The following is a 24,162-nucleotide window of genomic DNA, read 5'->3' as shown; positions in this document are numbered from 1 at the left end:
TTTTATTTTTAATTATAATATTCAATGTTTGTAGCAAGGTCAAGCCAGCCCTGCTGATTTTTTTCGTTTGTAATTTCCAAAAAATTATCTTTTCGGATTCCTGTTTTTTTGTATTTCGGTTCTTTGCTGAGTTTATAAACTCCGTATTTTCTGTCTTTGTAAAAAATGATTAATTCATCTTTGAAAATAATATCATCATATTCCATTGGTAATAGGGTAATGGCATCAAATTCATAATTGAAATCATAGAACCTAAATTTACGGTCATCTTCATCCTCATTGTTAAATCTGCTAAAACTTGCTTCCTGAGTGATCTCAGAATATTGTTTTTCAAATTCTTTATCCTTAATTGTTATTCTCGAACCATTTACGAAATGTCTTTTTTCCTTATCAAAAGAGAAAAGTCCTTTTTTACCTTGATACTCTGCTGTTATGAAAAAATCTTCAATATCATAAGCATCATATTTGAAATAGTTTAGAATATCCTTTCTGCCTGCTTTTATATCATTATAGATATAATTTAGTTTTGCTTTTTGAGGCAGATTTTTTAAAGCATATGATTGTGTTTCAGAAGAATCCCATCGGTTTCTTATTCTTACAATTACATTTCGGTTAGAATTTTTATCATAAGCCGGCGAAAATTTATAATAGGTATTCGGATCCTGACTGCATGTCATATAAATGTATTTTTTAGGTAGAGTATCTTCCAATAATGAATTGAGATTTCTTACCTTTCCATCATATAAAACATTGATATAGTCACCTTTTAGATAAACACTTTTTATATTGTTGATATTTAATCTATTAAAAAATGGATCATAAATGGAATAATCAGCCCCCTTTTTAGTTACAATAAAATAATCATTCATTAGAATTTCATCATAGCTGTCATGAATTACCTGATTCCCAAATACTGAATACAATTTCTTTTTGCCATTTTCTTCTATAATTGTATAATGCTTTTGAACATCGAGATTATGATCAATCTTACTGTCAGATTTATCTTCTGCCTTTACCTTTATATTATTCAATAAGTAACCGTCTTCAAGAGGTATAAAGAAATTGTCTGACGAATCTTTAAAAGATATTACAGGTCTATTGGTTTGAAGGTTAAATAAGAAAGCCGTGAAAGATTCGGAAGAATAGAGTCTCCATTTTTTTTCATGATCATCCTTATTGGACTTATGATACCCAAATCCATAACCCTCATTATCTTCAAACTTATATACTTGTTTGCTAATTATTTCAGGTGTAGGAAAAAAATATTTATATAATAATTGTTCTTCCTTATCATAATAGCTGAAAACTTTCTTAGTTATCTCATTTTTAAAATTTTCAATGGTTTGGTTTTTAATTTTATTAACGTCTAAAAGAAAGTTTTTTTCACCTAAATAGTCCTGTATATTTTTGAAGTTAAAAATTCTATCATCATTTTCCAGCTCTGTATACGCCCGGTTTTTTCTGCGATCATCAGAAATCCAGCTCTTATAGTTATAAAAAATATAGTTATCTCCATTTTTTTGAAGAATATCAGAGTATTTTCCATGCACTATAAAATGAGCATCGGGAAAATCAATTACCTGGTTTGTAGATATTTTATCATTAAATGAAAGCTTTTCAGAAGCAATAGCAAAGCTATTAAGGATATCATACTTAAAATATTCATGATTGATTACATACCCATCAATAATATTATCAGTATTTATTTCACTGATCAAGCTTCCATCTTGCTTGTAGTTTTTAATTTTAACTAACTGATTTTCAGTATTATAAAATTCCTCATAAGCAAGGTTATTACTATTGTTCCAATATACTTTTTTAACTCCAAATTTTCTTAACTCCGAGCGGTAATCTACTGAATCAATACTTTTTAAGCCTCCATTTTCAAAGTAAACTTCTTCCTGTGCTTTTTCTCCATTCAGTTTCTGAATTTTCCAGAGTTTTCCGCTAGGGTAGTAGAATTTAAGTTCTAAATCTTTAGCACTGTTCTGTGAATAGTTTGAACTGTTGTCCAAGCCATTTTCACCATACCAATATTGTGAACCAATATTTTCTTTCTTCAAAGAATATCCTTGATATTGGAGTTTTCCATTGATAAAATAATCCCGGATAAATTCTATTGAATCATTTAATGCAACAGGAGTAGGTCTATAAAAAGCTGCTTTATCTTTTGTTGTTTCTTTCCATTCTTTGTCAAAATATGTTATTTTTTTCTGCTGAGAATTCACCAGAATGACCATAAAAAGAGAAAAAAAAGATAATTTATTTGTCATGAAAAATTAAAATTTGGGAAGAAAGAAAACTCAGTCTTCCCAATTTATTTTATAGAAGTTCAAAAATACTTGCCGCTCCTTGTCCTGTTCCCACACACATAGAAACCATTCCGTACTTGTTGCCACGTCTTCTCATTTCGTCTAGAAGCTGAACAGTCAATTTTGTTCCGGTACATCCCAGTGGGTGACCAAGAGCGATTGCTCCTCCGTTTACGTTTAATATATCAGGATTTAAACCTAGTTCTTTCTTAATAGCAACCGACTGAGATGCGAAAGCTTCATTAAGCTCAATCAAATCGATGTCTTTTAATTCCAAACCAGCTTGTTTTAAAGCCTTTGGAATAGCATAGATTGGTCCCATTCCCATGATTCTTGGTTCAAGTCCGGCTGCTGCATAAGCTACTAATCTAGCTTCAGGCTCAAGCCCTAGTTCTTTTACCATTTCTTCACTCATTACCATTACGAAAGCTGCTCCGTCACTCATTTGAGAAGAGTTTCCGGCAGTTACACTTCCTCCGTTGGCAAATACAGGTCTTAGTTTTGATAATCCGTCAAAAGAAGTATCTTTTCTTGGACCTTCATCTATAGAGAAGTCAAACTTTTTAGTCTGCATTTTCTGGTTTTCATCCAGAAAGTTATATTCTACAGGGATTGAAACAATTTGGTTTGTAAATTTCCCCTCCTGATTCGCTTTTAAAGCTTTCATATGAGATTCAAAAGCAAACTGATCTTGTTCCTCTCTTGTAATATTATATTGTTTTGCTACCTCTTCAGCAGTGTATCCCATTCCCCAATAGTAATCAGGGTTTGTCTTTGCAATATCTGTTTCCGGAACAGGCTTGTAACCTCCCATAGGGATGTAAGACATAGATTCTGTACCACCAGCGATGATACAATCTGCCATACCAGCCTGAATTTTTGCAGAAGCAATAGCGATTGCCTCACTTCCTGAAGCACAGTATCTGTTGACAGTTACTCCCGGAACTTTATCTGTATTTAACCCCATTAGAGAGATCAGACGAGCCACGTTTAGTCCTTGCTCAGCCTCTGGCATTGCATTTCCTACGATAAGGTCATCTATTCTGTTTTTATCTAATTGTGGAAGTTCAGCCATTAATTTTTCAATAACTGTAGCGGCCATTACATCGGGTCTTGTAAATCTTAGACTTCCTTTTGGAGCTTTTCCAACGGCAGTTCTGAAACCCTTTACTATATATGCTGTTTTCATTTTGTTGTATTTTGTAAAATGTATAATGTAAAATGTCAGGTATATTGAACCTATCTTTTACTATGTACAATTCTATTTTGTATAATTTTGTTTTAATTTGATTATCATGTTTTGAACATGCTTGATTTCGGATAGTAGCAAATCAAAGTCATCTTTTTTAATGAACTCTAAATCATTAGCAATTATAAGTTGAGTTTCAAATTCAAAAGAGGAACCTAATGCAATGTTTAAAAATTGACAAAATTGAGGATTAGAATCTCTTCCGGCTCCTTCAGCAATATTTGATGGAATTGAATAAAGACTTCTTCTTGACTGCGAGGTCAATCCGAATAACTCGTCTTTAGGAAAGTCCTTGGAAATACTGTAATAATGCTTGCAAAGCAAAATAGATTTTTTCCAAACCTCCAATTCCCTGAAATTATGCATATCAATACTTTTTACATTTTACATCCGACATTGTACAAATTAATTCCTAAGTGGTTTTCCATTTTGCAACATGTACTGAATTCTTTCTAATGTTTTTCTTTCACCACAAAGTTGTAAGAATGTTTCTCTTTCAAGATTCAATAGATATTGTTCAGTAACAACAGTTGGTTCAGATAAGTTTCCACCTACCATTACATTGGCTAGCTTGTCTGCAATTTTCTTGTCGTGTGCGGAGATGTAGTTTCCGGTAAGCATTTGATCTGTTCCTACATAGAACATTCCTAAGGCATCTTTACCAAGAACTTTTACTTTCTGCTCAATAGGTTGAGTATAGCCTTGTTCTGCTAATAGTTTTGCCACTTTTTTAGCTTCTGCAATCTGTCTGTTTTTGCTTACTGAAACAATGTCTTTGCCTTTTTCAAGGATTCCCATGTCGTACGCCTCATAGGCAGAAGTAGCTACTTTACCCATAGCGATGTTCATGAATGCTTCACGAAGTCTGTTGTTTTTAACATCATCACTGTGGAATTCTCTGGAAGTTCTTAAAGTAAGTTCCTTTGTACCACCACCACCAGGAATTACACCCACTCCGGTTTCTACCAGTCCGATGTAAGTTTCTGCTGCGGCAACCACTCTGTCTGCATGCATAGTCATTTCGCATCCACCTCCTAATGTCATTCCGTGAGGAGCAACAACTACAGGAATAGAAGAGTAACGAACTCTCATCATTGATTTCTGGAAGTAAGCAATAGCCATATTTAAATCATCCCAATCCTGCTCAATAGCCATCATAAGGATCATCGCAAGGTTAGCACCTACAGAGAAGTTAGTACCTTGGTTACCAACTACCAGTCCATCATATTCTTTTTCAGCTAAATCAATCGCTCTGTTTAATCCATCAAGAACTTCGCCTCCAAGAGAGTTCATTTTTGAACGGATCTCAAAGTTGATGATACCATCACCTAAGTCTTCAATAGAAGCTCCTGAATTGCTCCAAAGTGTTTTGTTTTTTCTGATATTATCTAGAATGATAAATGCATCCTGACCAGGGATTTTGTTGTATTCTCCTGAGTTTTTATCAACATAAATACTTTGCCCCTCATCATTAACTTTATAGAAAGTTTCTACATTTTTTACCCAGTCTGAAACTTCATAACCAGCATCTTTAGCCAATTCAATACCTTTTTGAACACCTACGGCATCCCAGATTTCAAATGGACCATTTTCCCAACCGAAACCGGCTCTCATGGCATCATCAATTTTATAAACCTCGTCAGAAATTTCAGGAACTTTATGAGAAACGTAAGCAAATAATGCTCCTAATGATTTTCTGTATAATTCACCTGCTTTATCCTTTCCTCCGATTAATACCTTGAATCTGTCAATTGGCTTATCGATAGCTTTTGTTAATTCTAGAGTAGGGAATGATGATTTTCCTTGAAGTTCATATTCTAAAGTATCAAGATTCAACCCGTGAATTTCAGATTTTCCTTCTGCATTCTTCACTTTTTTATAGAAACCTTGTTCCGTTTTTGAACCCAGCCATTTGTTATCCATCATTTTCTGGATATAAGCAGGAAGAGCAAATACATCATTGAAGTCATTGGCTTCAGCACCGCTCTGGCGAACCCCATTGGCTACCATTACTAAGGTATCAAGACCTACAACATCAGCTGTTCTAAAAGTTGCAGATTTTGGACGTCCAATTACAGGACCTGTTAATTTATCTACATCAGAAACTGTAAGTCCCAATTTTTGTACATTATGAAGAAGATCCATCATGGAGAATACCCCGATTCTGTTGGCGATGAAAGCAGGAGTATCTTTTGCTAAAACGGTAGTTTTACCTAAGAATTTAGCCCCATAATTCATATAGAAATCAATGATCTCAGGATCTGTATCGTTTGTAGGGATAATCTCAAGAAGAGGAAGATATCTTACCGGATTAAAGAAGTGGGTACCTGCGAAGTATTTTTTGAAATCGTCACTTCTTCCTTCTGTCAAGAAGTGGATTGGAATTCCGGATGTATTTGAAGAAATTAATGTACCCGGTTTTCTGAATTGCTCAATCTTTTCATATACTGACTTTTTAATATCAAGTCTTTCTACTACTACTTCAATGATCCAGTCAGTATTTTTAATTTTCTGAAGATCGTCATCGAAGTTTCCTACTTTGATTCTGTCTGCAAACTTTGGAGAATAAAGAAGTGCAGGGCTAGCTTTTTTAAGTTTTTCAAAGTTTTCAGTAGCAATTCTGTTTCTTACTACCTTATCATCTTTGGTCAAACCTTTTTTCTGTTCAGCTTCGGTCAATTCAAAAGGGACAATATCCAAAAGTGACACTTCCACACCGATGTTGGCGAAGTGAGCTGCGATACCGCTACCCATAATTCCTGAACCAAGAACCGTTACATGTTTGATTCTTCTTTTCATATGTAAATTTTTATTTTTTATAAGGTCGTATGTAACCATACGGTTTCATTATAATTTATTTTCTGTTATTTAAAAGTTCATTGGCTATTTTCATGATCTCCGTCATGACATCCTTAAAGGTTTCCAATCTCTCCGGAGCAATCTTTTCCATCACCTTTTTATTAAAGTTGACGACTACTTCCTTTGACATGTTTCTGGAGTTTAATCCTTTATCTGTAAGTTTGATGATCACCTCTCTTTTATCAGTGGTAGTCTTTTCCTTATAGATATATCCGTTGTCTTCAAGAAGTTTGATGATTCTCGTTAAGGAAGTAGGCTCTATGGCCATCTTGGGTCCAAGATTGGTACTTCGTGTTCCTTCCTTGGGATCAATTTTAAGAAGGGTAAGGGCTTGTACAGCTGTGGAATCATGTTCCTGAGCCAGCTCTGTGTACATTTTTGAAACAGCCAACCAGGTCTGCTTCAAAATTAAATCTACGTTTTCTATTTTTTCCTTATTATTATCCATCATTTTTGCGCTAATGGTTTTACCCAAATTTAGTAAATATTATGCATGCATAGTATTTATTAACGTTAAATTTTGTTAATAAGCTGATAATAAACAGATTAAATTATATGAGTAGCATAATACTATGCATGCATAGTATGTGAAATAATCAAAGAAAAACCCAGATTAATAAATGTTTACAATGAAATTGATGATTTCTTCAAAAGATTCACATTGGTGTAACGTGGAATCATTAGTAATTACCCAAAAGTTATCCCTAAACTCGAAATTTAGGAAAGAAAGGTCTTTTTGAAAGTTTTTTTGAAGCAAAGAATACAGCATTTCTTTCTGAACCTGGGGTGCAGAGATGTGTGGCGGAATAAAGTTTTCGTGTATTTGAAACAATGAAGCATTCGTAAGTTCATCATGCTGAAGTAAAACATCCTCAACGATTCCTGTGTGCAGCTCGGTATTTTTCACATACCAGATCTTGTCTGCAAATTCCTTAGCCAGCCTCCAGTCGTGGGAAGAAAACAATATCAGTTTATTTTGTTCCTTGGCTAATCTTCTCAGTGTCTTAAGAATAATGATTTTATTTTTTTCGTCCAGATGGGTTGTTGGCTCGTCCAAAATAATAATAGGAGAGTTCTGGGTAATAGCTCTTCCTATAAATGCTTTCTGAAGATTTCCATCCGAAAGGTTTTTAAGCAAGGTATATCTATATTGATTTAAGTCCAGTTCCTCAATAATATGAGCAACTTCATCACGGTCTTCTTTTTTTAACTCAAAATAAAAAGGATAGTAGATGTATTTCCCCAATGAGATAAGGTCTTCAACCGTGTAATGCTGGGGAATGATCGATTTTGAAAAGACAATCGCTATATTTTCTGCAATTTCTTTTACGGAAAGCTTTTTTACATTTTTACCATTAATCAAAATCTCACCATTTAATAAATGAATTTGATGAAGAATAGATTTAATTAAAGTTGTTTTCCCAACACCATTATTTCCAATCAATAGGCATACATCTCCAAGCTTCAAACTTGCATCAGCATTTGAAATTAAAGTTTTATTGTAACCAATATTTGCTTGTTTGATTTGTAGGTGCATATTGAGAGCTTGTTAGAGACAAAAGGGGCAAAATGTTTTACAAAAATACTGTTTTTAGGATTCAAAGAATTTGACTTTATCAAATTTTTATGTGTTTTCAACTTATAGGCCATTTACAACCCTTGTTACTCCATTTTTGAAGACATCAGATTGAAAGTTAAGCAACATGCCTAATTTACAGTTTGTCATTTTTAAATAAGTTAGAAGTTGTGCTTTATGAGTAGGGCTAATGTAATCGACAGTTTTTATTTCTAAAATTAATTTGGTTTCAATCATTATATCAAGTCTGAAAGCATTCTCTATTTTCAAATCTTCATAAATGATGGGACAAAGTTTTTGTTTTTCTACCATAAACCCAGATTTTGTTAATTCATAGAACATACATTCTTCGTATACATGTTCAAATAATCCCGCTCCAAGTTTTTTATGAATCTTTAAACCGGTTTCAAAAACTACTTTTGATAATTCATTTTCTGTCATTTGTGGTGTTTTGTTGAATCTAAATATATGAATTGTTGGTTAATAATTGTGAGATCGAAGACTGTAATCTATGATGTATAAGAAAATTAAAAACCTTCAGAAAGTGTGAGTAGAGTTTTATTGTTTGGGTAAACGCAAAGGCGCAAAGGTTTATAATACGTTGGGTATATTTTTAAGGCGCAAGAAAATCAAAGATTTTCAGCAAGCGTGTGTGTATAATTTTAGGATTTAAATATGCAGTTTTCAATTTTATCGGAGATAAAATCTTTGCGCCTTAAAATTTGCAGATTGGATAAAAAATCTTTGCGTCTTTGCGCTTTCCAACAAAAAGATTATACTTTATTCTGTCTCAAAAGCATCACAAGAATCACAGGAATTCCAAATACAGAACTTATCACATTCAATGGGATCTGTGTTTTTTCTGCAATCACTGAGAAAAATAGCATGATTAGCATTCCCAGAAACATGTTAAGGATCCACTGCTGCCATAATTTTGAGGGATTGTAGATCAATCGACAGAAATGAGGAACAATAATCCCGATAAATAAGATAGGTCCCAAAAATGCTGTAATAGAAGCTGAAAGTAGGGAAGAGGCTACTATAATCAGTAATTTTAACTGTTTTAAATTGACTCCTAAACTCTGTGCATAAGATGTTCCCAAGGAGTTTCCGATTAGAGGTTTTACAGACTTAAAGCAGAAGAATAACCCTATTAATACCAGGATTGATAAGATATAGATCTGATTTCTTGTAACCATATTATTGGCTCCAAATGACCATAAAATATAGTTTTTCAAACTTTGGTTCTCCGCATAGAACTGTAGCAGAGATACTATTGCCCCTGCAAAAGCAGATACCAGAAACCCGAAAATAATAAGATATGACTTGTCCTGAAATTTATTTGACATTGATAAGAGCACCAGCATTAGGCCAAGGCCTCCTCCAACAGCAGATAAACTAAGGAAGCTGTTTTGCAAAAATTCAGGGAGAAGAATATTATGTGAGAAAAATATGTAGAAAGCTACTGATAAACTGGCTACAGATGTAATCCCCAAGATATCAGGTCCAGCCAGTGGGTTTTGGAAATATTCCTGCATCAGAAACCCTGAAGTGGGAATTGAAATTCCTGCCAGAATCATTACCAAAACACGATTGATACGGATTTCAGCAATCTGGCTTTGAGCAGAATCCTGAAAGAAATCCTGTAAGCCTAAACTCAAAAATCCTGTGTTCAGATTAATGACTGCACTTACAATAATTGCAATTACTAATAATAAACACAGGATTTTAAATCTTTTTGACATTATTCAGAAAGAGTTCGGTATGTTTTTACTTTAAAAAAGCATCAATTTTAGAATTCAATACTTCTTCCGTCATCATTCCCAGATATTCATCAGTCTGATTTCCTTTTCTCATGAAAGTAAACGGAATTGATCCGCCATTCCATTGCTTGAAATTCTTGGAGAAGAAATTCTGATCCAACTTTTGGCCATCCAGTAAAATAACATTCGCACCAAGATTATTTTCTTCAACAAAATCTTTAACTGCTGTATCCCAGTCATTCTTATCATCAAGGTTTACGAAAGTGAATTTTACAGGTTTATCCTTTAATTCCTGCATCTTATTTTTGAAACTTGGAATTTCTTTCATGCACGGGCCACACCATGTTGCAAAAAAATTAGTTACATATAAAGTATCATTATTTTTAGCTAAGTGCTGACCTACATTTTCAGGAGATAGTTCTTTAGGAACATACGTACTTCCTTGTGCTGTTGTATTTTGAGTTACAGAAAGAGAATCTGTAGTGGGAGTACCATCAGTCTTTGGACTTTCTTTTTTGCAACTGTAAACAGCAGTCAGGATTAACGTTGATAAAATTATCTTCTTCATAAATTATTTTTTATCTATTTTTGAATTGAAGTTATGGAACAACAAATCTATAAAGGGAAACTTATACAGTTTCATCCGTTAAAAATAGCGAAAAAGGTAGAGCTGACCAAAAATACTTTTTCTCTGGAGTTCGATATTCCGGAGAATTTGAAAGAAAACTTTAAGTTTGAAGCCGGCCAGTTTGTAAGTGTTAAATTTCAATCCCATGGTAAAGAGGTTATTAATGATTATTCAATGACTTCTGCTCCTTATGAAGGGAAAATATGTCTGGGAATAAAGGTTAACTCTACTGAGGGAGCTACTTTCCAACTGTTTAAGAACTATAATGTCGGAGATGAAATTCAGATAAGTGAACCTGCGGGAAGATTTACTTTGGTGTCTAAACCCAGTGAATTCAGAACAATTGTTGCCTTTGCTGCCGGCATTGGAATTACTCCTATTTTAAGCCATTTTAAAAATATTCTTCATAATGAACCCAGAACAAGGCTGTTTTTGTTTTTTGGAAATAAAAGTTCAGATGATTTGATCTATCGAGATCAATTGGATAATCTTGCCAGAACTTGTGGCGACAGACTCCAGATTTTTTACTTTTTTTCACAGGAAAAAACAGGTGATCAGTTTTTCTATGGTAGATTGGATGAAAAGAAATTAAATTTAATTATCAATCAAATTCTTCATTTGGATGATACGGATGAGGAGTCTACCATTTGGGATGCTGTGGATGAAGTTCTTATCTGTGGAAAAGGAGAGATGATTAAAACATTGGCAAATGCTTGTTACCACCACGGAATCCCGAAAAGAAATATTCATTTTGAACTTTTTGAGGAATATAATGATGATATTTACCCTGTAGAAAAAGAATTTCCGCTTATTGAGAATATAGAGGTGGAATTTACTATGCTAGGAAAAAAATATACGGCTCAACTTCCTGATAATAAGGATAGAATTCTTCAACAGCTCTTGCTTCAAAAATTTCCTGTCCCTTATTCCTGCAAGTCCGGAATTTGTGGAAGCTGTGAATGCTCGTTGGAAGAAGGAGAAGTGGAACTGTTAGAAAATGAGTATCTTACAGAAAAGGAAGAAAATCAAGGCCATATACTAGCTTGCATGTCAATTGTGAAAAGTAAAAAAATAAAGCTTAACTTTGATCTTAGTTGAGAATTATTAGAAACATATTTAATTTAGGTTTTATATCATTAGAATTAGGAATTTTAATGATATGCTTCTGTAATGTGTGGGTTTTTGGACTTACCAACGGACGTACTTATACTAAAATTTCTAAAATCCCACCCAGAGAGATTGCTTTGGTACTAGGCACTTCTCCAAAGATGAGATCCGGAGTTTCCAATCCTTATTTTACGAAAAGAATGGATGCTGCATCTCTTCTTTATCATCATGGGAAAATTAAAAAAATCATCGTAAGTGGCGAAAAAAGCAAAGGTTATAATGAACCTGCTGCTATGAAAAATTATTTGATCTACCAAGAAGGGGTTCCTGAAGATATTATTATTGAGGACCCGAAAGGGTTTAATACCTATAAAAGTATTCTTCGTTGTAAGGATGTATATAAAAAGAAAAATGTGATTATCGTTTCACAAGGATATCATAACCTCCGTGCCTTATTTTTTGCAAGAAATAATGATATGAACGCATTAGGATTTGATGCACAGGATGTCACAAAACCAGAAAGTTTCTACAGAAATCAGGCGAGAGAAATTCTCGCCCGTGTAATTGCTGTAGTTTATTTTATTCTTGGAGTTTCTCCGGATTAGAAAGGATATCCGAAAGCAAAATTAACTGTAGGTTTGAAAGGCTGGAAGTTTTTAACTCTCCATCTGTCGCCTTCAGCCTTATTAGGATCATACATCTTATAAGCAAAGTCTAGTCTGAATGTAATGTAGGCTACATTGATTCTTAAACCAAACCCACTACCAACACCAACTTGACCTAGGAATTTATTAAATTTAAATTCATCTCCGTAACCGTCATTATAATTACGAAGACTCCACGTATTCCCAATATCTGTAAATAATGCTCCCTCATACATCTTGTTGAAAGGGATTCTGTATTCAATATTGGTGGTAAGCTTTACGTTGTCCGTCATATAGGTACGTACTCTTTCATCTACCTGAGAATCTGCAGGACCTAATCCTCCAAATGCTACCCAAGCTCTGATATCATTGGATCCTCCGTTAAAGTAAGACTTGATGATGGGCATGTCTTCAGAGTTTCCATACGGGATTCCAACTCCCACAAACTGGCGAAGAACCAATGTCTGATTACCATTGAATTTAAAATATTTTCTGACATCAACATCAAACTTTACGAATTGTGCGTAGGGAATTCCAAAGATGGTTCTCTGAGGAGATGTAACAAGTCCTCCGCCATCATCTTTTTTATTGAATATACTTAATAAATTACCCGCCAATTCAACTTTTCCGTTGAAATAAAATGCATTAGGATACTCTTTTTTTCCAATTTCATTATAAACAAAGTTATAGATCATGGAAGAGATCAAAACATCCTGTGTTTGTCTGTCCTTATTCACCAAAGTCCCTCTGAACGCTGTTAAAAGATCAGTTCCTTGTTGGTTAAGTGAATTTCTGTAAGGTTCATTCTGTATTATTCTCTTAGAAACATCTTCAATACTCAATTTTCCATTTAAATAATCCTGATACTCCTGGTGGGAATCGGCATTAAAGGTAGAATAGTTCTCAAAAATATCAGCTCTAATTTTTTCATCATTAGGAAAGTAATCATAATAAGCATCCTTGTTCTTTGTTAAACTGATCTGAGTATTAAATAACGTTAGCTTATGGTATACCTGTTCATTAACATTCGCCTGATAATTTAATCCGGTATTAAAGTTAACTCTACCCAAACCTATATTATTTTGGATGGAAGCTCCCAGCAAAATAGAAGATGTAGGCGTATACCTTTTAGGCATAAACTTATAATAATTAAAAGGAAGTAGCAACCTTGGGAAATTAAGGGATGCCTGAGCAGATATTTCGTAGGCTGTTGTTCTTTTATCAATGTCTTTTGTACTCCTGATAGATCCGAATGTTCCGGAAATACTGGTGAAAAGGTTTTCTGCCCCTCTGAATACGTTTCGGGTAGTAAGATCTACAGAAGGGGATACCCCAAGATTTAGTACCTGAGAGTAATTAACATCCGTACCCACTTTAAGTTCATACTTTGGAAGCGGTTTCAATACATATAGAACGTCTACAATACTATCATTAGGAGAAGACATTCCGCCCTGTCTTAAGGAGTCTCTTGCTTTTACAATACTAAAATTGTTCATAGACATAAGATTCCTTTTGGTAACATCCAGTTTCTTTTGGTCAAAAACCTGTTTGTTGTCAGCAATAATAGCTCTCCATAATGAAGATGTTTTATACTTATTGTTCATCTTATGGAATCTGATCCTTCTTAAGCTATCCTTAACCGTGTTTTTAGGATAATCACCAGGTTCATCTACAATGGCAACATCTATGTTTCCAAAAGTAGCCACCTTATAAGGAGTGTCCAGAGAATCTTTATGGATTTCTAGGGTAAGAGGAACTTGTTTTTTACTTTTCAAAGAGTCGGCAACAAAATAAACCTCATCATTGGATGCATTAAATTTATAATATCCAAACTCCCTCATCAGATCAGTAATTCTCGTTACTTCTCTTTCAAGAATAGTCTGATCGAGAATCTGGCCTGATCTTATAAAACTTCTATTAAGATTATGAGTATAATATCCTTTAATTCCCTGATCTGGAATATTGTAATAATAATCCTTAATGCGGGTAGGTTCATTATGCTTGACAAAATAGTTTACTGCCGCTTTTTTAGATGCAGAATCCAGATCATGTCTGTATTTCACTTCTGCATCCCAAAATCCTCTATAGGTAAGTCTTTTTTTGATAGACTCTGCACTTTTTTCACTTCTGGTTTGATCCAGTATTGAAGGAGGAGAGCCCCAGCTATGCAAAAGACGGTCAAAGAAAAGATTTTTTCCTACACTACTTTTCATATTATATTTGATAAATAATGAATCCCTTAGCTTCTGATTTCTCATTTCACCGGGGTAGGTCATGTATTCATTAAGGATCGTGTCGTATTTGGGATTGGCCATATTGTAAAACATTAGGCCTAGTGGCATAAAAAGAACTTGCTTTTTATTGGGCTTTTGCTGAACGTAATCTTTCAGTTCTTCATCGAAAAATTCTTTCTTATCTTCGAACTCAAATTTGTTCGTAGTAAGGAGATATTCACCGTCCGGAACTTTTTTTGTTGTACTACAAGCATAAAGGAGACCAACAAATGTTGCAAATGAGATAATTTTATAATATTTTTGAGGAGAATTCTTATAATGCTTACAGCTCATACAATAAAAGTTTTACAATCTTTAGATAAAAAGAAGTTCAGACAAAAATACAATTTGTTTTTGGTTGAAGGTAATAAAATCATTTGTGAACTTTTTAATTCTAACTTTAAAGTTAAAGAAATATTATCAACCGATCCACAAAAATTGGACCGTACCGATATCCCTGTGACTCATATCTCTGAAAATGAGTTAAAAAAAATCAGTTTTCTTAAAACCCCAAAAGATTCTGTTGCCGTGTGTTATCTGGCAGAAGAAGAAACGTGGGTGGATAAGAATATACAACTCGTTTTGGATGGTATTCAGGATCCGGGAAATTTAGGAACCATTATCCGATTGGCAGACTGGTTTGGGATAGAACAGATCATTTGCAGTGAAGATACTGTGGATTTTTACAATCCAAAGGTGATTCAGGCTACCATGGGATCATTCACAAGGGTAAATATGGTTTATACAGACCTTGTTGAGTATCTTTCTAAAACAGAGAATGTGAATATCGGAACGGATATGGATGGAGAAAACCTCTATACCTTTGACAGGCCTGAAAAGATCAATCTAATTTTAGGAAACGAAGGAAACGGAATGAGGCCCGAAACGGAAAAACTGCTGCAAAAATGCATCACGATTCCAAGGTTTGGAAAAGCCCAGTCTACGGAAAGCCTGAATGTATCAATGGCGGCCGGGATTATTTTAGGGCAGTTATTTTCAAAATAGAAATTAGATATTAGAAGCTAGAAGTCAGATGTTATCAATAGATTCATGCTAACCTCTAGCTTCTAACTTCTATATAAGCTGTTCCATGCTGGAAACGCTTTTGTTTTTCTGGTATTCTTCCAGTTTTTTTCTCACGAATTTCAAGGCAATAGGAGCCAGATATATCAAAGCTGCACCTACAAGTTTGTTCTTCCAGTTAGAGCTTTTCATATTTTTTTTGGCATAGTTGCCCACAATTGCTGTAACACCCAGTTTAACGAGGCTGTCTGCAATATTTCCCTTGAATGCAGAATTTGCAAGTCCCACAGCTGTATTCTTACTAATCAATAGATCTTTTACTTCCGAGGTAAGCTGTTTGGCAATGACATCCTTTCTTAAAACTACTTTTTCATCACCGTCCTCATCTACTTTTTCCTGAAGATACTGATCACTCAGGCCATTGGTAAATGCACTGAGGCTTTCTTTTGTATTCTTAAAGGTAAGAAGGTTCTCCAAATCATTTATTTCCCCCTGAAGCAGTTTTTTCTTTCTTCTTAGTTCTTCTATGCTTTCGTATTTTCTGCTCATGGTTTAATGATTTAAAAATTTAATAACCTGGTCTGCAACAGTATTGACAATCTTATTTTTGAATGAAATGACAAAGGCCATTACAACAGCATAAAAGGCTGCAACAATTAAGAATCCGTAAGAATAATTATCCAATGCTTTCCCGATAAGGAATGCAATTCCAAAGTTGAAAAGGATAATAAAAAAAGCAAAAGCAACAAGCAGTACTACAAAGTAGGTAATGAGCCCGGCAGAAAGAGAAGACTTTTCAGTAGCTTCAATTTTCAGAAGATCTATTCTCTTCGAGGCGTATTCTTTAATAGTTTCTATCATTGTTTTTTTTTAAAGTTACAAAAAAAGGAACTTTCGCACAAAAGTTCCTTTCTGTAATTTACTTAAAAAAGATAAATTACTTATTTTTTAAGATCGTTTAATTCTGCTTCTACATCCTTTACTACATCTGCAGTTTTAGAAACAATCTGATCTTTGTATTTATCATACCCGTCTTTCATAGTATGTGCTACGTTGTTTGCTGTTTCCTTGAAAGTAGAAGAGATATTACCATATTGGTCTTTCACTTTTTCAGAAACTTCACCGTATTTGTTTTTAGCCTGATCTTTCAAATCATCAGCCTTATTCTTGATTTTTTTTCTAGTTTCTTTTCCTTCTTCAGGAGCATATAACATTCCTAAGATTACACCTGCTGCAGCACCTGCAAGAAGTCCCGCTAATATACCTGCTGTATTTTTTCCGTTTTTAGACATTATAAGTTTTTTAATAGTTAATAATAGATTAGTTTTTACACTGATAAAACTTGCAATTTGTATACCAAAGGAGGTTTTATTCCTATTAAAAATTGTTAAATCTTTTCAATGTAAGAAAGGATAAGTTCAATAGTTTCCTCCTTAGTCAATTCAGAATTATCAATAATAATAGCGTCGTCAGCCTGCTTCAATGGGGCTATTTCACGCTCGCTATCAATTTTATCTCTTTCGATAAGATTCTGCTTTACCTGTTCCTTATCGGCTTCAATTCCAAGTCCTTTTAACTCAAGAAATCTTCTGTTGGTTCTTTCATCAATGCTGGCAGTAAGAAAGAACTTATAGTCCGCATTTGGCAGAACTACTGTCCCTATGTCACGTCCATCCATAATTACTCCGCCTTTTTCTGCCAAAGAACGTTGGGATTGCAACAAAAAGTCTCTTACTTCCTTTTGCTTGGCAACAAGGCTTACGTTATCAGAAACTTCATTGGAACGGATTTCCTTGGAGATATCTGTATTATTAAGATAGAGGATTAATGTTCCGTTGTTATTCTTAAATTCAAGTTGAATTTGATCTAAAGAAGAGAATAGGGTATTCAGATCAATTTGGCCATCATCATTCAAACAGTGCTGTAAAGCAAACCAGGTAACTCCTCTGTAAAGCGCTCCTGTATCCATATGAATAAGTCCTAGCTTATCAGCAATGATCTTGGAGATAGAACTTTTTCCGGTAGACGAGTACCCATCGATAGCTATTACAGGTTTTTTCATACTGCAAATTTCAAGATTTTTTTTAGAAAATCAAGGAATAATAAGAAATTTTAAGATGGATTTAAGATTTTTCTTACTCTCCTCTGTGGCTGGAAAGATCCATAGAAACACCTATCTGGTTGACATTCGATGAGTTGTGGTATCTTACATGTGCATAATCTATACGAAACCTTGAAACCTTAATTCCAAATCCTGCAGACAGTCCTGAAAAGTTTCTCTGATCTGCCACGGCAAGTTCATTTCCTCTTTTTACATTATATCCCAATCTGATATTAAAGCTTTTTTCCGGGAATAGTTCTGCTCCTAAAGAGAAGTGATCGGCAATTTTTCTTCCGGAATTAACCTTTTGCCCTTCTACATTATATTCTGATGAAATATCAAATTTCTGAAGGTCGTGTGCGGTAATCGTAATAGCAAGAGGGAAATTCTTTAGTATTTTGGTATATCCCAGATCAATTCTGAATGGAAGATTTTCACGTACTCCGTTGAATGATTTCAACTGGAAACCGAAATTTCTTAATACAAGGGAAAGAACTTCCTTATTTTTTTTGTTGTGGTAGGTAACTCCCGCAGTTCCTGAAATAGCGGAAGAGGTATAATTATCAATTTTTGAGGTAACGAAGTTTAATCCTCCACCAATGGTCCAGTCTTCTTCAAACTGATAGGCATAGCCGGCTCCAATGGCAACATCCGAAGCCTTATATTCACCATCCTGAAAGCCACTTTCGTCTGTCCTAGGAATGCTTCCGTAGCTCATGTAACGGGCATTAATGGTGGCCATGTGACCATTCTCAAAGTCCTTGGCATAGGCAATAGTTCCGTATTTTGAATCAGCCAGGTAGGCTGTAGCATTTACAGAAAGCTGCTTATCAGAATCTTTATTTAACAGGGCTGGGTTTGCAATAGCAAAGGAAACATCATAATCTCTTATCGAAATTGCATCTCCACCCAGAGCAGCCTGTCTTGCAGATACAGGTACATTTAAGAACGGATAAACATTTGTTCCTGTTTGCGCATAAGAAACAATTCCTGATAGAAATAATGAAAAAATGATAATTTTCTTCAACTCAATTTATAATTAATGCAAAAATAATCCTTTTTCGTACTTTTCAAAATATTTCTTACATTATTTCTAATTAAATATTTTTCTTTTATCAATATTTTTAATGATTATATTTGCAAAATCAAATTTTTGGGAAACCAAGCCTAATAAAAGCTTATTAAAAATAAAAGATGAAATATAAAAGAATCCTTCTAAAACTGAGTGGTGAGGCCTTAATGGGGAACAGACAATACGGTATCGACAACGAGAGACTGCAGGAATATGCTGCAGAGATCAAGAAAGTGGTTGAAAAAGGCTGTGAAGTAGCGATCGTCATTGGAGGAGGAAATATTTTCCGTGGTGTTGCAGGCGCTGCAAAAGGGATGGATAGAGTACAGGGTGACTACATGGGAATGTTAGCTACTGTAATTAATGGTATGGCGCTTCAGGGTGCTTTGGAGGATGCAGGAATCAAGACAAGACTTCAGTCTGCTATTGAAATGGATAAGGTAGCTGAACCTTTCATCAAAAGAAGAGCGGTAAGACACCTTGAAAAAGGAAGAGTAGTTATCTTCGGGGCAGGAACAGGAAATCCTTATTTTACAACAGATACCGCTGCAACATTAAGAGCTATCGAAATTGGAGCAGATGTAATCCTTAAAGGAACAAGAGTAGACGGAATCTACGACAGTGATCCTGAAAAAAATGCTGATGCTGTAAAATACAATTCATTATCATTTGATGAAGTATTTGAAAAGAATCTTAAGGTTATGGATATGACTGCATTTACTTTAAGCCACGAAAACAAATTGCCTATCATTGTATTTGATATGAACAAGGATGGGAATTTAGTAAAAATTGTAGACGGAGAGAATGTAGGTACTTTGGTTGATTTATAATCAATTTTAGTAGAAAAAATATAAAGAACACCTGTCACGATTATCGTGGCAGGTGTTTTTGTTTTAATATTAGTTTTTAGTGATTATTTATCTGCCTCAACATTTTGCGTGGCATTTTCTTTTTCAACCAAAACGTAATGGGAAGAAATCCAGCCAATGATCTGACTTATTATTTTCATTATAATTTCAAGTTGAGGGACTTTAATTACTCCAGGTACAAGTTTCAATGGGGTTTGTTGTGGTAATGGCTGTGGTAAAATAAGACCATTTACCTGAGGATCGGATCCTGCAGCAGGAATACCGGTATACATACCCACATGTTGTAATGCTAACTGAAGCATATAGTCATGCAAAGTCTCAGGAGGTGTTTTAATACTAATCGAGGGCCCGTCTGAATTTTGAAGTTGACCTGGAAGTGATTTGTTTTGTATTCTTGTATAGTTAGCTCCTGATTTTGATGAATCATCGATAGCTATCTTTTGTAAAGCTTTTAATATGGATGCTGTCATATTGGTAGTTGCCTGTCCATATATATTTGCGATTTCTCCCAATTCTGACACTGGCCAGGCATGAGGGACTACATCCAGATCATTCCAGTGCATGGTGTTCCAATTCTGATAATCTCCTGTTTGGGCTTTCCATCCGGAAGGTAGCGGAGGAAAAGCATTATTGAAAAGATTTGCAAATGCTGTTTCTCCAGGAGTAGGTCCTGCAGTAGGGTAAACAAGCGTGACCCCAAAAGCATCAAGATCCTTATTTTCTTTTAGATAAAGGGCTAGGGTAGGCGATAGTGCTCCTGCAAGACTGTGTCCGCAAAATATAATAGCTGTACTTGGGTCTGGGTTTAAACCTCTTAGAAACTGTTGTAACGTAGTGTTGGGTGAAGCTGCATGATTCGGACTTATGAGTCCCAGAAGTATACCAATACCTGTAGCCGTACCTTTTGAAATATAAGGATCAGTACCATTATAAGGTGACGGAGTGAAGTTAGCAGGATCATACGTTGCCCAGTTCACTACTTCTGACACGGAAAAATCTTCTGTTTCCCAATCATAAAGCGAAGAAGGATTGGTAGCAGCAATAGCTACAACGTAAGTTGGTAATGTAGGTCCTCCCGGAAATGCGACAGTGTTACACTGCGCTACATATAATGCGTTGTCGGCAACCCCGGTAGGCTTGCCTTTTTCGTCAGTTTCTTCAATCAGAGCAGGTCCCCAGACAAGATCCCAGTCGCCTAAAAACGGGATAATTGAGGGGTCGGCTGTTGAAGGATCATTTTGTCCCATGATCTTAACCGGTGGAACATTGTTGAAATAAAAAGATAAGTCGTACTGAAGTTGTAGCTGCAATTGAAGACCGGTGCCATTGTAACCTCCGGCGCGGTTTGCAAGAGTTGCCATACCAAAAACTTGTTGATAGGCATCTAAAGATGGATTTGTCATAATGTGATTGGTTTAAAATTAGTTTAAAGATGAGTATTAGTTGTTTTTTCATAGAATAGCCTTTCGCAAGCCTTTCCGCTTTCATCATGACAAGTCATCTTAATTTATTATCAAATTTAAGAATCAGTCATGTTCTTCGTTTCAATAGAATAAGGTAAAATAAGTTATTAAAAATGATATATGAGTAAGTAGAAATAACCAAAATAGGATATAAGTATTTGTCCTGAATCCTTTCACTTTAAGGTAAATAGGAGGGTTAAAAAAAGGATCCTTTCTTCCAAAGCAGACAGAAGTCCATAAAATCCATCTATGGAAATACCTATTATTCGAAAACAATTATTATTTTTGCAGCACTAAATAGCAAAAAATAGTTTATAAACAGTAAAAAACACTTTTATTTATAGGTGTTTTGAAGAATTTAACTAATTGGTATTCAGTATTATTAACACATGTGTAATTTATCAAACTTTAATATAATAATGGAAGAATTAGATCTTATATTAGAATCTGTAAAACATGATATGGACGCGGCTGTAAAGCACTTGGATCATGCATTTCAAAGAATCAGAGCAGGACGTGCTTCTACGTCAATGGTTCAGGATGTAATGGTTGAATATTATGGAGCACCAACTCCTATCAACCAGGTGGCCAATGTTTCTGTTCCAGATGCAATGACCATTTCTATTCAACCTTGGGACAGAACAGCGATTAACGCTATTGAAAAAGCTATCATCAATTCAAACTTAGGTTTTGCACCTTCTAATAACGGAGAGAATATTATTCTTAATGTTCCGCCTTTAACAGAGGAAAGAAGAAGAGAACTGGCAAAACAGGCTAAGGTAGAAGCTGAAAATACTAAAGTTACAGTAAGAAACGCAAGACAGGACGGTTTGAAAGAACTTAAAAAGTTAGATGGAGTTTCTGAAGATGTTGTGAAAGGAGTGGAAGAAGAAATCCAAACTTATACAGACAAGTATGTAAAACTTTGCGAAGAGCATCTTAAAACAAAAGAGGCTGAAATTATGAAAGTATAATTTTAAGTTTTTTAAAATATAAAATAGGCTTCCAATTTGGAGGCCTATTTTTTTGTGTTTGATCAGTTTATCTATGTTTTTTGAGGCTTTTTTTGTTGAGTTATTTTAGATTTTTATCGAAATAAAGGCCTTGCATAATAATATATTAATAAGTATCTGCGTTAATTCATTATATTTATAAAATTATTCCTGAAACATTACTAAAACGGGAAATTAAAGATTAAAATAATGACTAAAATTATTGGGGTAGGAAACTACATTCCATCGAAGACTATAACCAATCTCTTTTTTGATCAGCATGTTTTTCTGAATGAGAATGGTATTTTATTAAAAGAAGATAATGCATCCATTACAGAGAAATTAAAGAAAATCACAGGGATTGAAGAGAGAAGATATGCTGATAATACTCAGGTAACTTCGGATTTAGGTGTTATTGCTGCTCAGGCTGCGATAAAAAATGCAGGGATAGATCCTGAAACATTAGACTATATTATATTTGCTCACAATTTTGGAGATGTCCGTTTCGGAACAATTCAATCTGATATGGTTCCCAGTCTTGCTGCAAGAGTAAAACATACATTAGGAATTAAAAATAACTTTTGTGTGGCTTATGATGTTTTGTTCGGATGTCCGGGATGGATTGAGGGAGTTATACAAGCTAATGCATTCATCAAGTCTGGAATTGCAAAACGTTGCCTGGTAATTGGAGGAGAAACGCTTTCCCGTGTTGTAGATATTCATGATAGAGATAGTATGATTTATGCGGACGGTGCGGGGGCTGTTATTTTGGAAGTGGGGAACGATGATGGAGCGGGGATAAAATCTCATTTATCTGCTTCTTATACATTCAAGGAAAAGGATTATCTGTATTTTGGGAAAACCTATAATAATGATGGATGTCCGGATACGAAGTTCATTAAAATGGACGGAAGAAAGATCTATGAGTTTGCTCTTCTGAATGTGCCAGATGCTATGAAAAAATGTTTAGATAATAGCGGATATTCTATTAATCAGTTAAGTAAAATTATTATTCATCAGGCCAACGAAAAAATGGATGAAGCCATTGTTAACAGGTTTTATCAATTGTATGATACTCCGGTTCCTGAGAATATAATGCCTATGGTGATCAGTAAGCTGGGGAACAGTAGTGTGGCGACTATTCCGTCTTTATTAACTATGATTTTAAATGGTGAATTGGAGCAGCATAGTATTCAAAAGGGTGATGTGGTTTTATTTGCTTCCGTAGGTGCGGGGATGAATATCAATTCTTTTGTTTATCAATTTTAAATTTTAAAGCGAAACAGAATTCTGTTATCCACATAAAAATAAAAAGAGAGACTTCAAATCTGAAGCCTCTCTTTTGTAGTGTTAAAATTTATTTGCAGTTATCATTATAGTCAGTGATGACTTCTTCTACAATCTCAGGAACATTAGACATTACATCGTCAATCTGACTTTTAATAAGCTTTCCCAAGCCTGATCTTTTCTTTTCATCATTCTTCATGGAAGCATATGAACCGCTGGTTAGCTTTCCTTTTACATAGCTACAGTCTGCAGTGATGATCTTAGCTTTGGCAAAAGTAAGCTCTTCAATTTTACCTCCTTTTTTACTATAAATATAGGATGGGTTCTGTCTCATTCTTTTGGTTTCTTCCTCGGCTGCTGTTATTTGGCTGGTACCCGCAGAGAATGTTGTGGGATATCCGTATAACTTATATACCCTGATCTTACCATCTTTTACAATTTCAGCAAATTGTGTATTTTTTGTAAGGTTATTAAATGCCTTAATATTACCACTCAAGCCACCCGTAGCTGTATTGAAACCCTCTTTGGTATTCGTATACTTGATTGTTTCGAAATGCCTTTCGTTATTGTTGTTATCAATGGCTACGTATTCCTTAATATCATCTGTGTCGAGATTCTTGAACTTTTGTTTCTTTTTAGACTTGTCAATATCTGTAACGGCGACAAATTTAACTTTCTTTTGATTATTCCAAGGATACAAATCGTCTCCGTTCATCCTTACAATTCCTTCAACCTTTTTGCCGCTTTTATCGATGATATAACCGTATTTTTCATCTCCTCTTAATTCATAGTCGGTATTGCCGTCTTCTTGAGCATGTACGTTCAAGCAAACCAATGTAAACAGGCCTAGTGCCAGTACTTTTTTCATGTAGTTATAGTTTTAATTTTTTGTAAATATAATCTTTTATGTTTTGAAGAAGAACGAATGATTTAAGTTTGTTTGA

At 34.6% G+C, this 24,162-nt stretch carries 23 protein-coding genes; 6 read left to right on the top strand and 17 right to left on the bottom strand.

The annotated features are described in order from the left end of the window. Positions 1-8 precede the first annotated feature (8 nt). The 9 genes from C1638_RS05960 to C1638_RS05920 form a co-directional block, all read right to left on the bottom strand. A complete protein-coding gene (locus C1638_RS05960; RefSeq protein WP_109619189.1) occupies positions 9-2,273 on the bottom strand; it encodes a hypothetical protein in 2,265 nt (754 codons plus the stop codon). Positions 2,274-2,322: 49 nt separating this feature from the next. Next, positions 2,323-3,501, bottom strand: coding sequence for a thiolase family protein (locus tag C1638_RS05955; protein WP_109619187.1), 1,179 nt, complete (start codon positions 3,499-3,501; stop codon positions 2,323-2,325). Between the two features lie 72 nt (positions 3,502-3,573). Next, positions 3,574-3,927, bottom strand: coding sequence for a four helix bundle protein (locus C1638_RS05950; protein WP_109619185.1), 354 nt, complete (start codon positions 3,925-3,927; stop codon positions 3,574-3,576). A 39-nt stretch (positions 3,928-3,966) separates the two neighbouring features. Continuing rightward, positions 3,967-6,360 (bottom strand): 3-hydroxyacyl-CoA dehydrogenase/enoyl-CoA hydratase family protein, encoded by a 2,394-nt coding sequence (locus tag C1638_RS05945; RefSeq protein ID WP_109620564.1) that lies wholly within the window; start codon positions 6,358-6,360, stop codon positions 3,967-3,969. Between the two features lie 55 nt (positions 6,361-6,415). Further along, on the bottom strand, positions 6,416-6,868 hold the full coding sequence (locus C1638_RS05940) for a MarR family winged helix-turn-helix transcriptional regulator (protein ID WP_106916701.1): 453 nt from the start codon (positions 6,866-6,868) through the stop codon (positions 6,416-6,418). 165 nt (positions 6,869-7,033) lie between these two features. Beyond that, entirely contained in the window at positions 7,034-7,957 is a 924-nt protein-coding gene (locus C1638_RS05935) for an ABC transporter ATP-binding protein (protein ID WP_109619183.1), read from the bottom strand. A 102-nt stretch (positions 7,958-8,059) separates the two neighbouring features. Then, positions 8,060-8,437 carry a GxxExxY protein gene (locus C1638_RS05930; RefSeq protein ID WP_109619181.1) on the bottom strand — a complete coding sequence of 126 codons (378 nt, stop codon included), beginning with the start codon at positions 8,435-8,437 and terminating at the stop codon, positions 8,060-8,062. Between the two features lie 332 nt (positions 8,438-8,769). Further along, positions 8,770-9,741 (bottom strand): iron chelate uptake ABC transporter family permease subunit, encoded by a 972-nt coding sequence (locus tag C1638_RS05925; protein WP_185140410.1) that lies wholly within the window; start codon positions 9,739-9,741, stop codon positions 8,770-8,772. Between the two features lie 25 nt (positions 9,742-9,766). Next, positions 9,767-10,327 carry a TlpA family protein disulfide reductase gene (locus C1638_RS05920; RefSeq protein ID WP_109619177.1) on the bottom strand — a complete coding sequence of 187 codons (561 nt, stop codon included), beginning with the start codon at positions 10,325-10,327 and terminating at the stop codon, positions 9,767-9,769. Positions 10,328-10,360: 33 nt separating this feature from the next. On the opposite strand from C1638_RS05920, the gene C1638_RS05915 reads away from it, so the two are divergent. Further along, on the top strand, positions 10,361-11,485 hold the full coding sequence (locus C1638_RS05915) for a ferredoxin--NADP reductase (protein WP_109619175.1): 1,125 nt from the start codon (positions 10,361-10,363) through the stop codon (positions 11,483-11,485). Positions 11,486-11,541: 56 nt separating this feature from the next. Then, positions 11,542-12,099, top strand: coding sequence for a SanA/YdcF family protein (locus C1638_RS05910; protein ID WP_394337078.1), 558 nt, complete (start codon positions 11,542-11,544; stop codon positions 12,097-12,099). Here the strand turns inward: C1638_RS05910 and tamL are convergent. Beyond that, on the bottom strand, positions 12,096-14,705 hold the full coding sequence (gene tamL / locus C1638_RS05905; RefSeq protein WP_109619172.1) for a translocation and assembly module lipoprotein TamL: 2,610 nt from the start codon (positions 14,703-14,705) through the stop codon (positions 12,096-12,098). The genes C1638_RS05910 and tamL overlap by 4 nt on opposite strands. On the opposite strand from tamL, the gene C1638_RS05900 reads away from it, so the two are divergent. Then, the gene (locus C1638_RS05900; protein WP_109619170.1) at positions 14,691-15,416 is read left to right on the top strand and encodes a TrmH family RNA methyltransferase; all 726 of its coding nucleotides are present in this window, start codon (positions 14,691-14,693) and stop codon (positions 15,414-15,416) included. The two genes, tamL and C1638_RS05900, sit on opposite strands and share 15 nt — an antisense overlap. 69 nt (positions 15,417-15,485) lie before the next feature. Here C1638_RS05900 and C1638_RS05895 read toward each other — a convergent pair whose 3' ends face one another. The 5 genes from C1638_RS05895 to porQ all read right to left on the bottom strand — a co-directional run bounded on the left by C1638_RS05895 (position 15,486) and on the right by porQ (position 18,562). Next, the gene (locus C1638_RS05895) at positions 15,486-15,983 is read right to left on the bottom strand and encodes a phosphoribosyl-ATP pyrophosphatase (protein ID WP_109619168.1); all 498 of its coding nucleotides are present in this window, start codon (positions 15,981-15,983) and stop codon (positions 15,486-15,488) included. A gap of 3 nt (positions 15,984-15,986) precedes the next feature. Then, positions 15,987-16,295 (bottom strand): phage holin family protein, encoded by a 309-nt coding sequence (locus C1638_RS05890; RefSeq protein WP_076355480.1) that lies wholly within the window; start codon positions 16,293-16,295, stop codon positions 15,987-15,989. 80 nt (positions 16,296-16,375) lie between these two features. After that, positions 16,376-16,726 carry a YtxH domain-containing protein gene (locus C1638_RS05885; RefSeq protein ID WP_109619166.1) on the bottom strand — a complete coding sequence of 117 codons (351 nt, stop codon included), beginning with the start codon at positions 16,724-16,726 and terminating at the stop codon, positions 16,376-16,378. A 95-nt stretch (positions 16,727-16,821) separates the two neighbouring features. Beyond that, positions 16,822-17,496, bottom strand: a complete 675-nt coding sequence (gene cmk, locus C1638_RS05880; RefSeq protein ID WP_109619163.1) for a (d)CMP kinase — start codon at positions 17,494-17,496, stop codon at positions 16,822-16,824. Between the two features lie 73 nt (positions 17,497-17,569). Further along, the gene (porQ, locus tag C1638_RS05875; RefSeq protein ID WP_109619161.1) at positions 17,570-18,562 is read right to left on the bottom strand and encodes a type IX secretion system protein PorQ; all 993 of its coding nucleotides are present in this window, start codon (positions 18,560-18,562) and stop codon (positions 17,570-17,572) included. A 167-nt stretch (positions 18,563-18,729) separates the two neighbouring features. On the opposite strand from porQ, the gene pyrH reads away from it, so the two are divergent. Next, positions 18,730-19,437, top strand: coding sequence for a UMP kinase (gene pyrH / locus C1638_RS05870; protein ID WP_045496358.1), 708 nt, complete (start codon positions 18,730-18,732; stop codon positions 19,435-19,437). An 83-nt stretch (positions 19,438-19,520) separates the two neighbouring features. On the opposite strand, the gene C1638_RS05865 is transcribed toward pyrH, so the two are convergent. Next, the gene (locus C1638_RS05865) at positions 19,521-20,879 is read right to left on the bottom strand and encodes a lipase family protein (RefSeq protein ID WP_109619159.1); all 1,359 of its coding nucleotides are present in this window, start codon (positions 20,877-20,879) and stop codon (positions 19,521-19,523) included. A gap of 479 nt (positions 20,880-21,358) precedes the next feature. Between C1638_RS05865 and frr the strand changes: the two genes are divergently transcribed. Next, complete coding sequence (frr, locus tag C1638_RS05860) at positions 21,359-21,913, top strand: ribosome recycling factor (protein ID WP_109619157.1); 555 nt, start codon at positions 21,359-21,361, stop codon at positions 21,911-21,913. A 225-nt stretch (positions 21,914-22,138) separates the two neighbouring features. Next, positions 22,139-23,200, top strand: a complete 1,062-nt coding sequence (locus tag C1638_RS05855) for a 3-oxoacyl-ACP synthase III family protein (protein WP_109619155.1) — start codon at positions 22,139-22,141, stop codon at positions 23,198-23,200. A gap of 88 nt (positions 23,201-23,288) precedes the next feature. On the opposite strand, the gene C1638_RS05850 is transcribed toward C1638_RS05855, so the two are convergent. Continuing rightward, complete coding sequence (locus tag C1638_RS05850) at positions 23,289-24,086, bottom strand: hypothetical protein (protein ID WP_109619153.1); 798 nt, start codon at positions 24,084-24,086, stop codon at positions 23,289-23,291. Positions 24,087-24,162: the final 76 nt, after the last annotated feature.

It is taken from the genome of Chryseobacterium oncorhynchi, assembly GCF_002899895.1.
GTDB classification, from domain to species: Bacteria; Bacteroidota; Bacteroidia; order Flavobacteriales; family Weeksellaceae; genus Chryseobacterium; species Chryseobacterium oncorhynchi.
The sequence above is the reverse complement of the archived record's forward strand: the minus strand, read 5'-3'. Positions and strand labels throughout refer to the sequence as shown.

Bases quoted from the DNA above. Each gene is read 5' to 3' on its own strand.
- C1638_RS05900 (WP_109619170.1), top strand. From the start codon at position 14,691: ATGCTTACAGCTCATACAATAAAAGTTTTACAATCTTTAGATAAAAAG.
- C1638_RS05895 (WP_109619168.1), bottom strand. From the start codon at position 15,983: ATGAGCAGAAAATACGAAAGCATAGAAGAACTAAGAAGAAAGAAAAAA.
- C1638_RS05915 (WP_109619175.1), top strand. From the start codon at position 10,361: ATGGAACAACAAATCTATAAAGGGAAACTTATACAGTTTCATCCGTTA.
- C1638_RS05950 (WP_109619185.1), bottom strand. From the start codon at position 3,927: ATGCATAATTTCAGGGAATTGGAGGTTTGGAAAAAATCTATTTTGCTT.
- C1638_RS05850 (WP_109619153.1), bottom strand. From the start codon at position 24,086: ATGAAAAAAGTACTGGCACTAGGCCTGTTTACATTGGTTTGCTTGAAC.
- C1638_RS05920 (WP_109619177.1), bottom strand. From the start codon at position 10,327: ATGAAGAAGATAATTTTATCAACGTTAATCCTGACTGCTGTTTACAGT.
- frr (WP_109619157.1), top strand. From the start codon at position 21,359: ATGGAAGAATTAGATCTTATATTAGAATCTGTAAAACATGATATGGAC.
- C1638_RS05865 (WP_109619159.1), bottom strand. From the start codon at position 20,879: ATGACAAATCCATCTTTAGATGCCTATCAACAAGTTTTTGGTATGGCA.
- cmk (WP_109619163.1), bottom strand. From the start codon at position 17,496: ATGAAAAAACCTGTAATAGCTATCGATGGGTACTCGTCTACCGGAAAA.
- C1638_RS05885 (WP_109619166.1), bottom strand. From the start codon at position 16,726: ATGTCTAAAAACGGAAAAAATACAGCAGGTATATTAGCGGGACTTCTT.
- C1638_RS05960 (WP_109619189.1), bottom strand. From the start codon at position 2,273: ATGACAAATAAATTATCTTTTTTTTCTCTTTTTATGGTCATTCTGGTG.
- C1638_RS05930 (WP_109619181.1), bottom strand. From the start codon at position 8,437: ATGACAGAAAATGAATTATCAAAAGTAGTTTTTGAAACCGGTTTAAAG.
- tamL (WP_109619172.1), bottom strand. From the start codon at position 14,705: ATGAGCTGTAAGCATTATAAGAATTCTCCTCAAAAATATTATAAAATT.
- C1638_RS05910 (WP_394337078.1), top strand. From the start codon at position 11,542: ATGATATGCTTCTGTAATGTGTGGGTTTTTGGACTTACCAACGGACGT.
- C1638_RS05940 (WP_106916701.1), bottom strand. From the start codon at position 6,868: ATGGATAATAATAAGGAAAAAATAGAAAACGTAGATTTAATTTTGAAG.
- C1638_RS05955 (WP_109619187.1), bottom strand. From the start codon at position 3,501: ATGAAAACAGCATATATAGTAAAGGGTTTCAGAACTGCCGTTGGAAAA.
- C1638_RS05925 (WP_185140410.1), bottom strand. From the start codon at position 9,741: ATGTCAAAAAGATTTAAAATCCTGTGTTTATTATTAGTAATTGCAATT.
- C1638_RS05945 (WP_109620564.1), bottom strand. From the start codon at position 6,360: ATGAAAAGAAGAATCAAACATGTAACGGTTCTTGGTTCAGGAATTATG.
- C1638_RS05935 (WP_109619183.1), bottom strand. From the start codon at position 7,957: ATGCACCTACAAATCAAACAAGCAAATATTGGTTACAATAAAACTTTA.
- pyrH (WP_045496358.1), top strand. From the start codon at position 18,730: ATGAAATATAAAAGAATCCTTCTAAAACTGAGTGGTGAGGCCTTAATG.
- C1638_RS05890 (WP_076355480.1), bottom strand. From the start codon at position 16,295: ATGATAGAAACTATTAAAGAATACGCCTCGAAGAGAATAGATCTTCTG.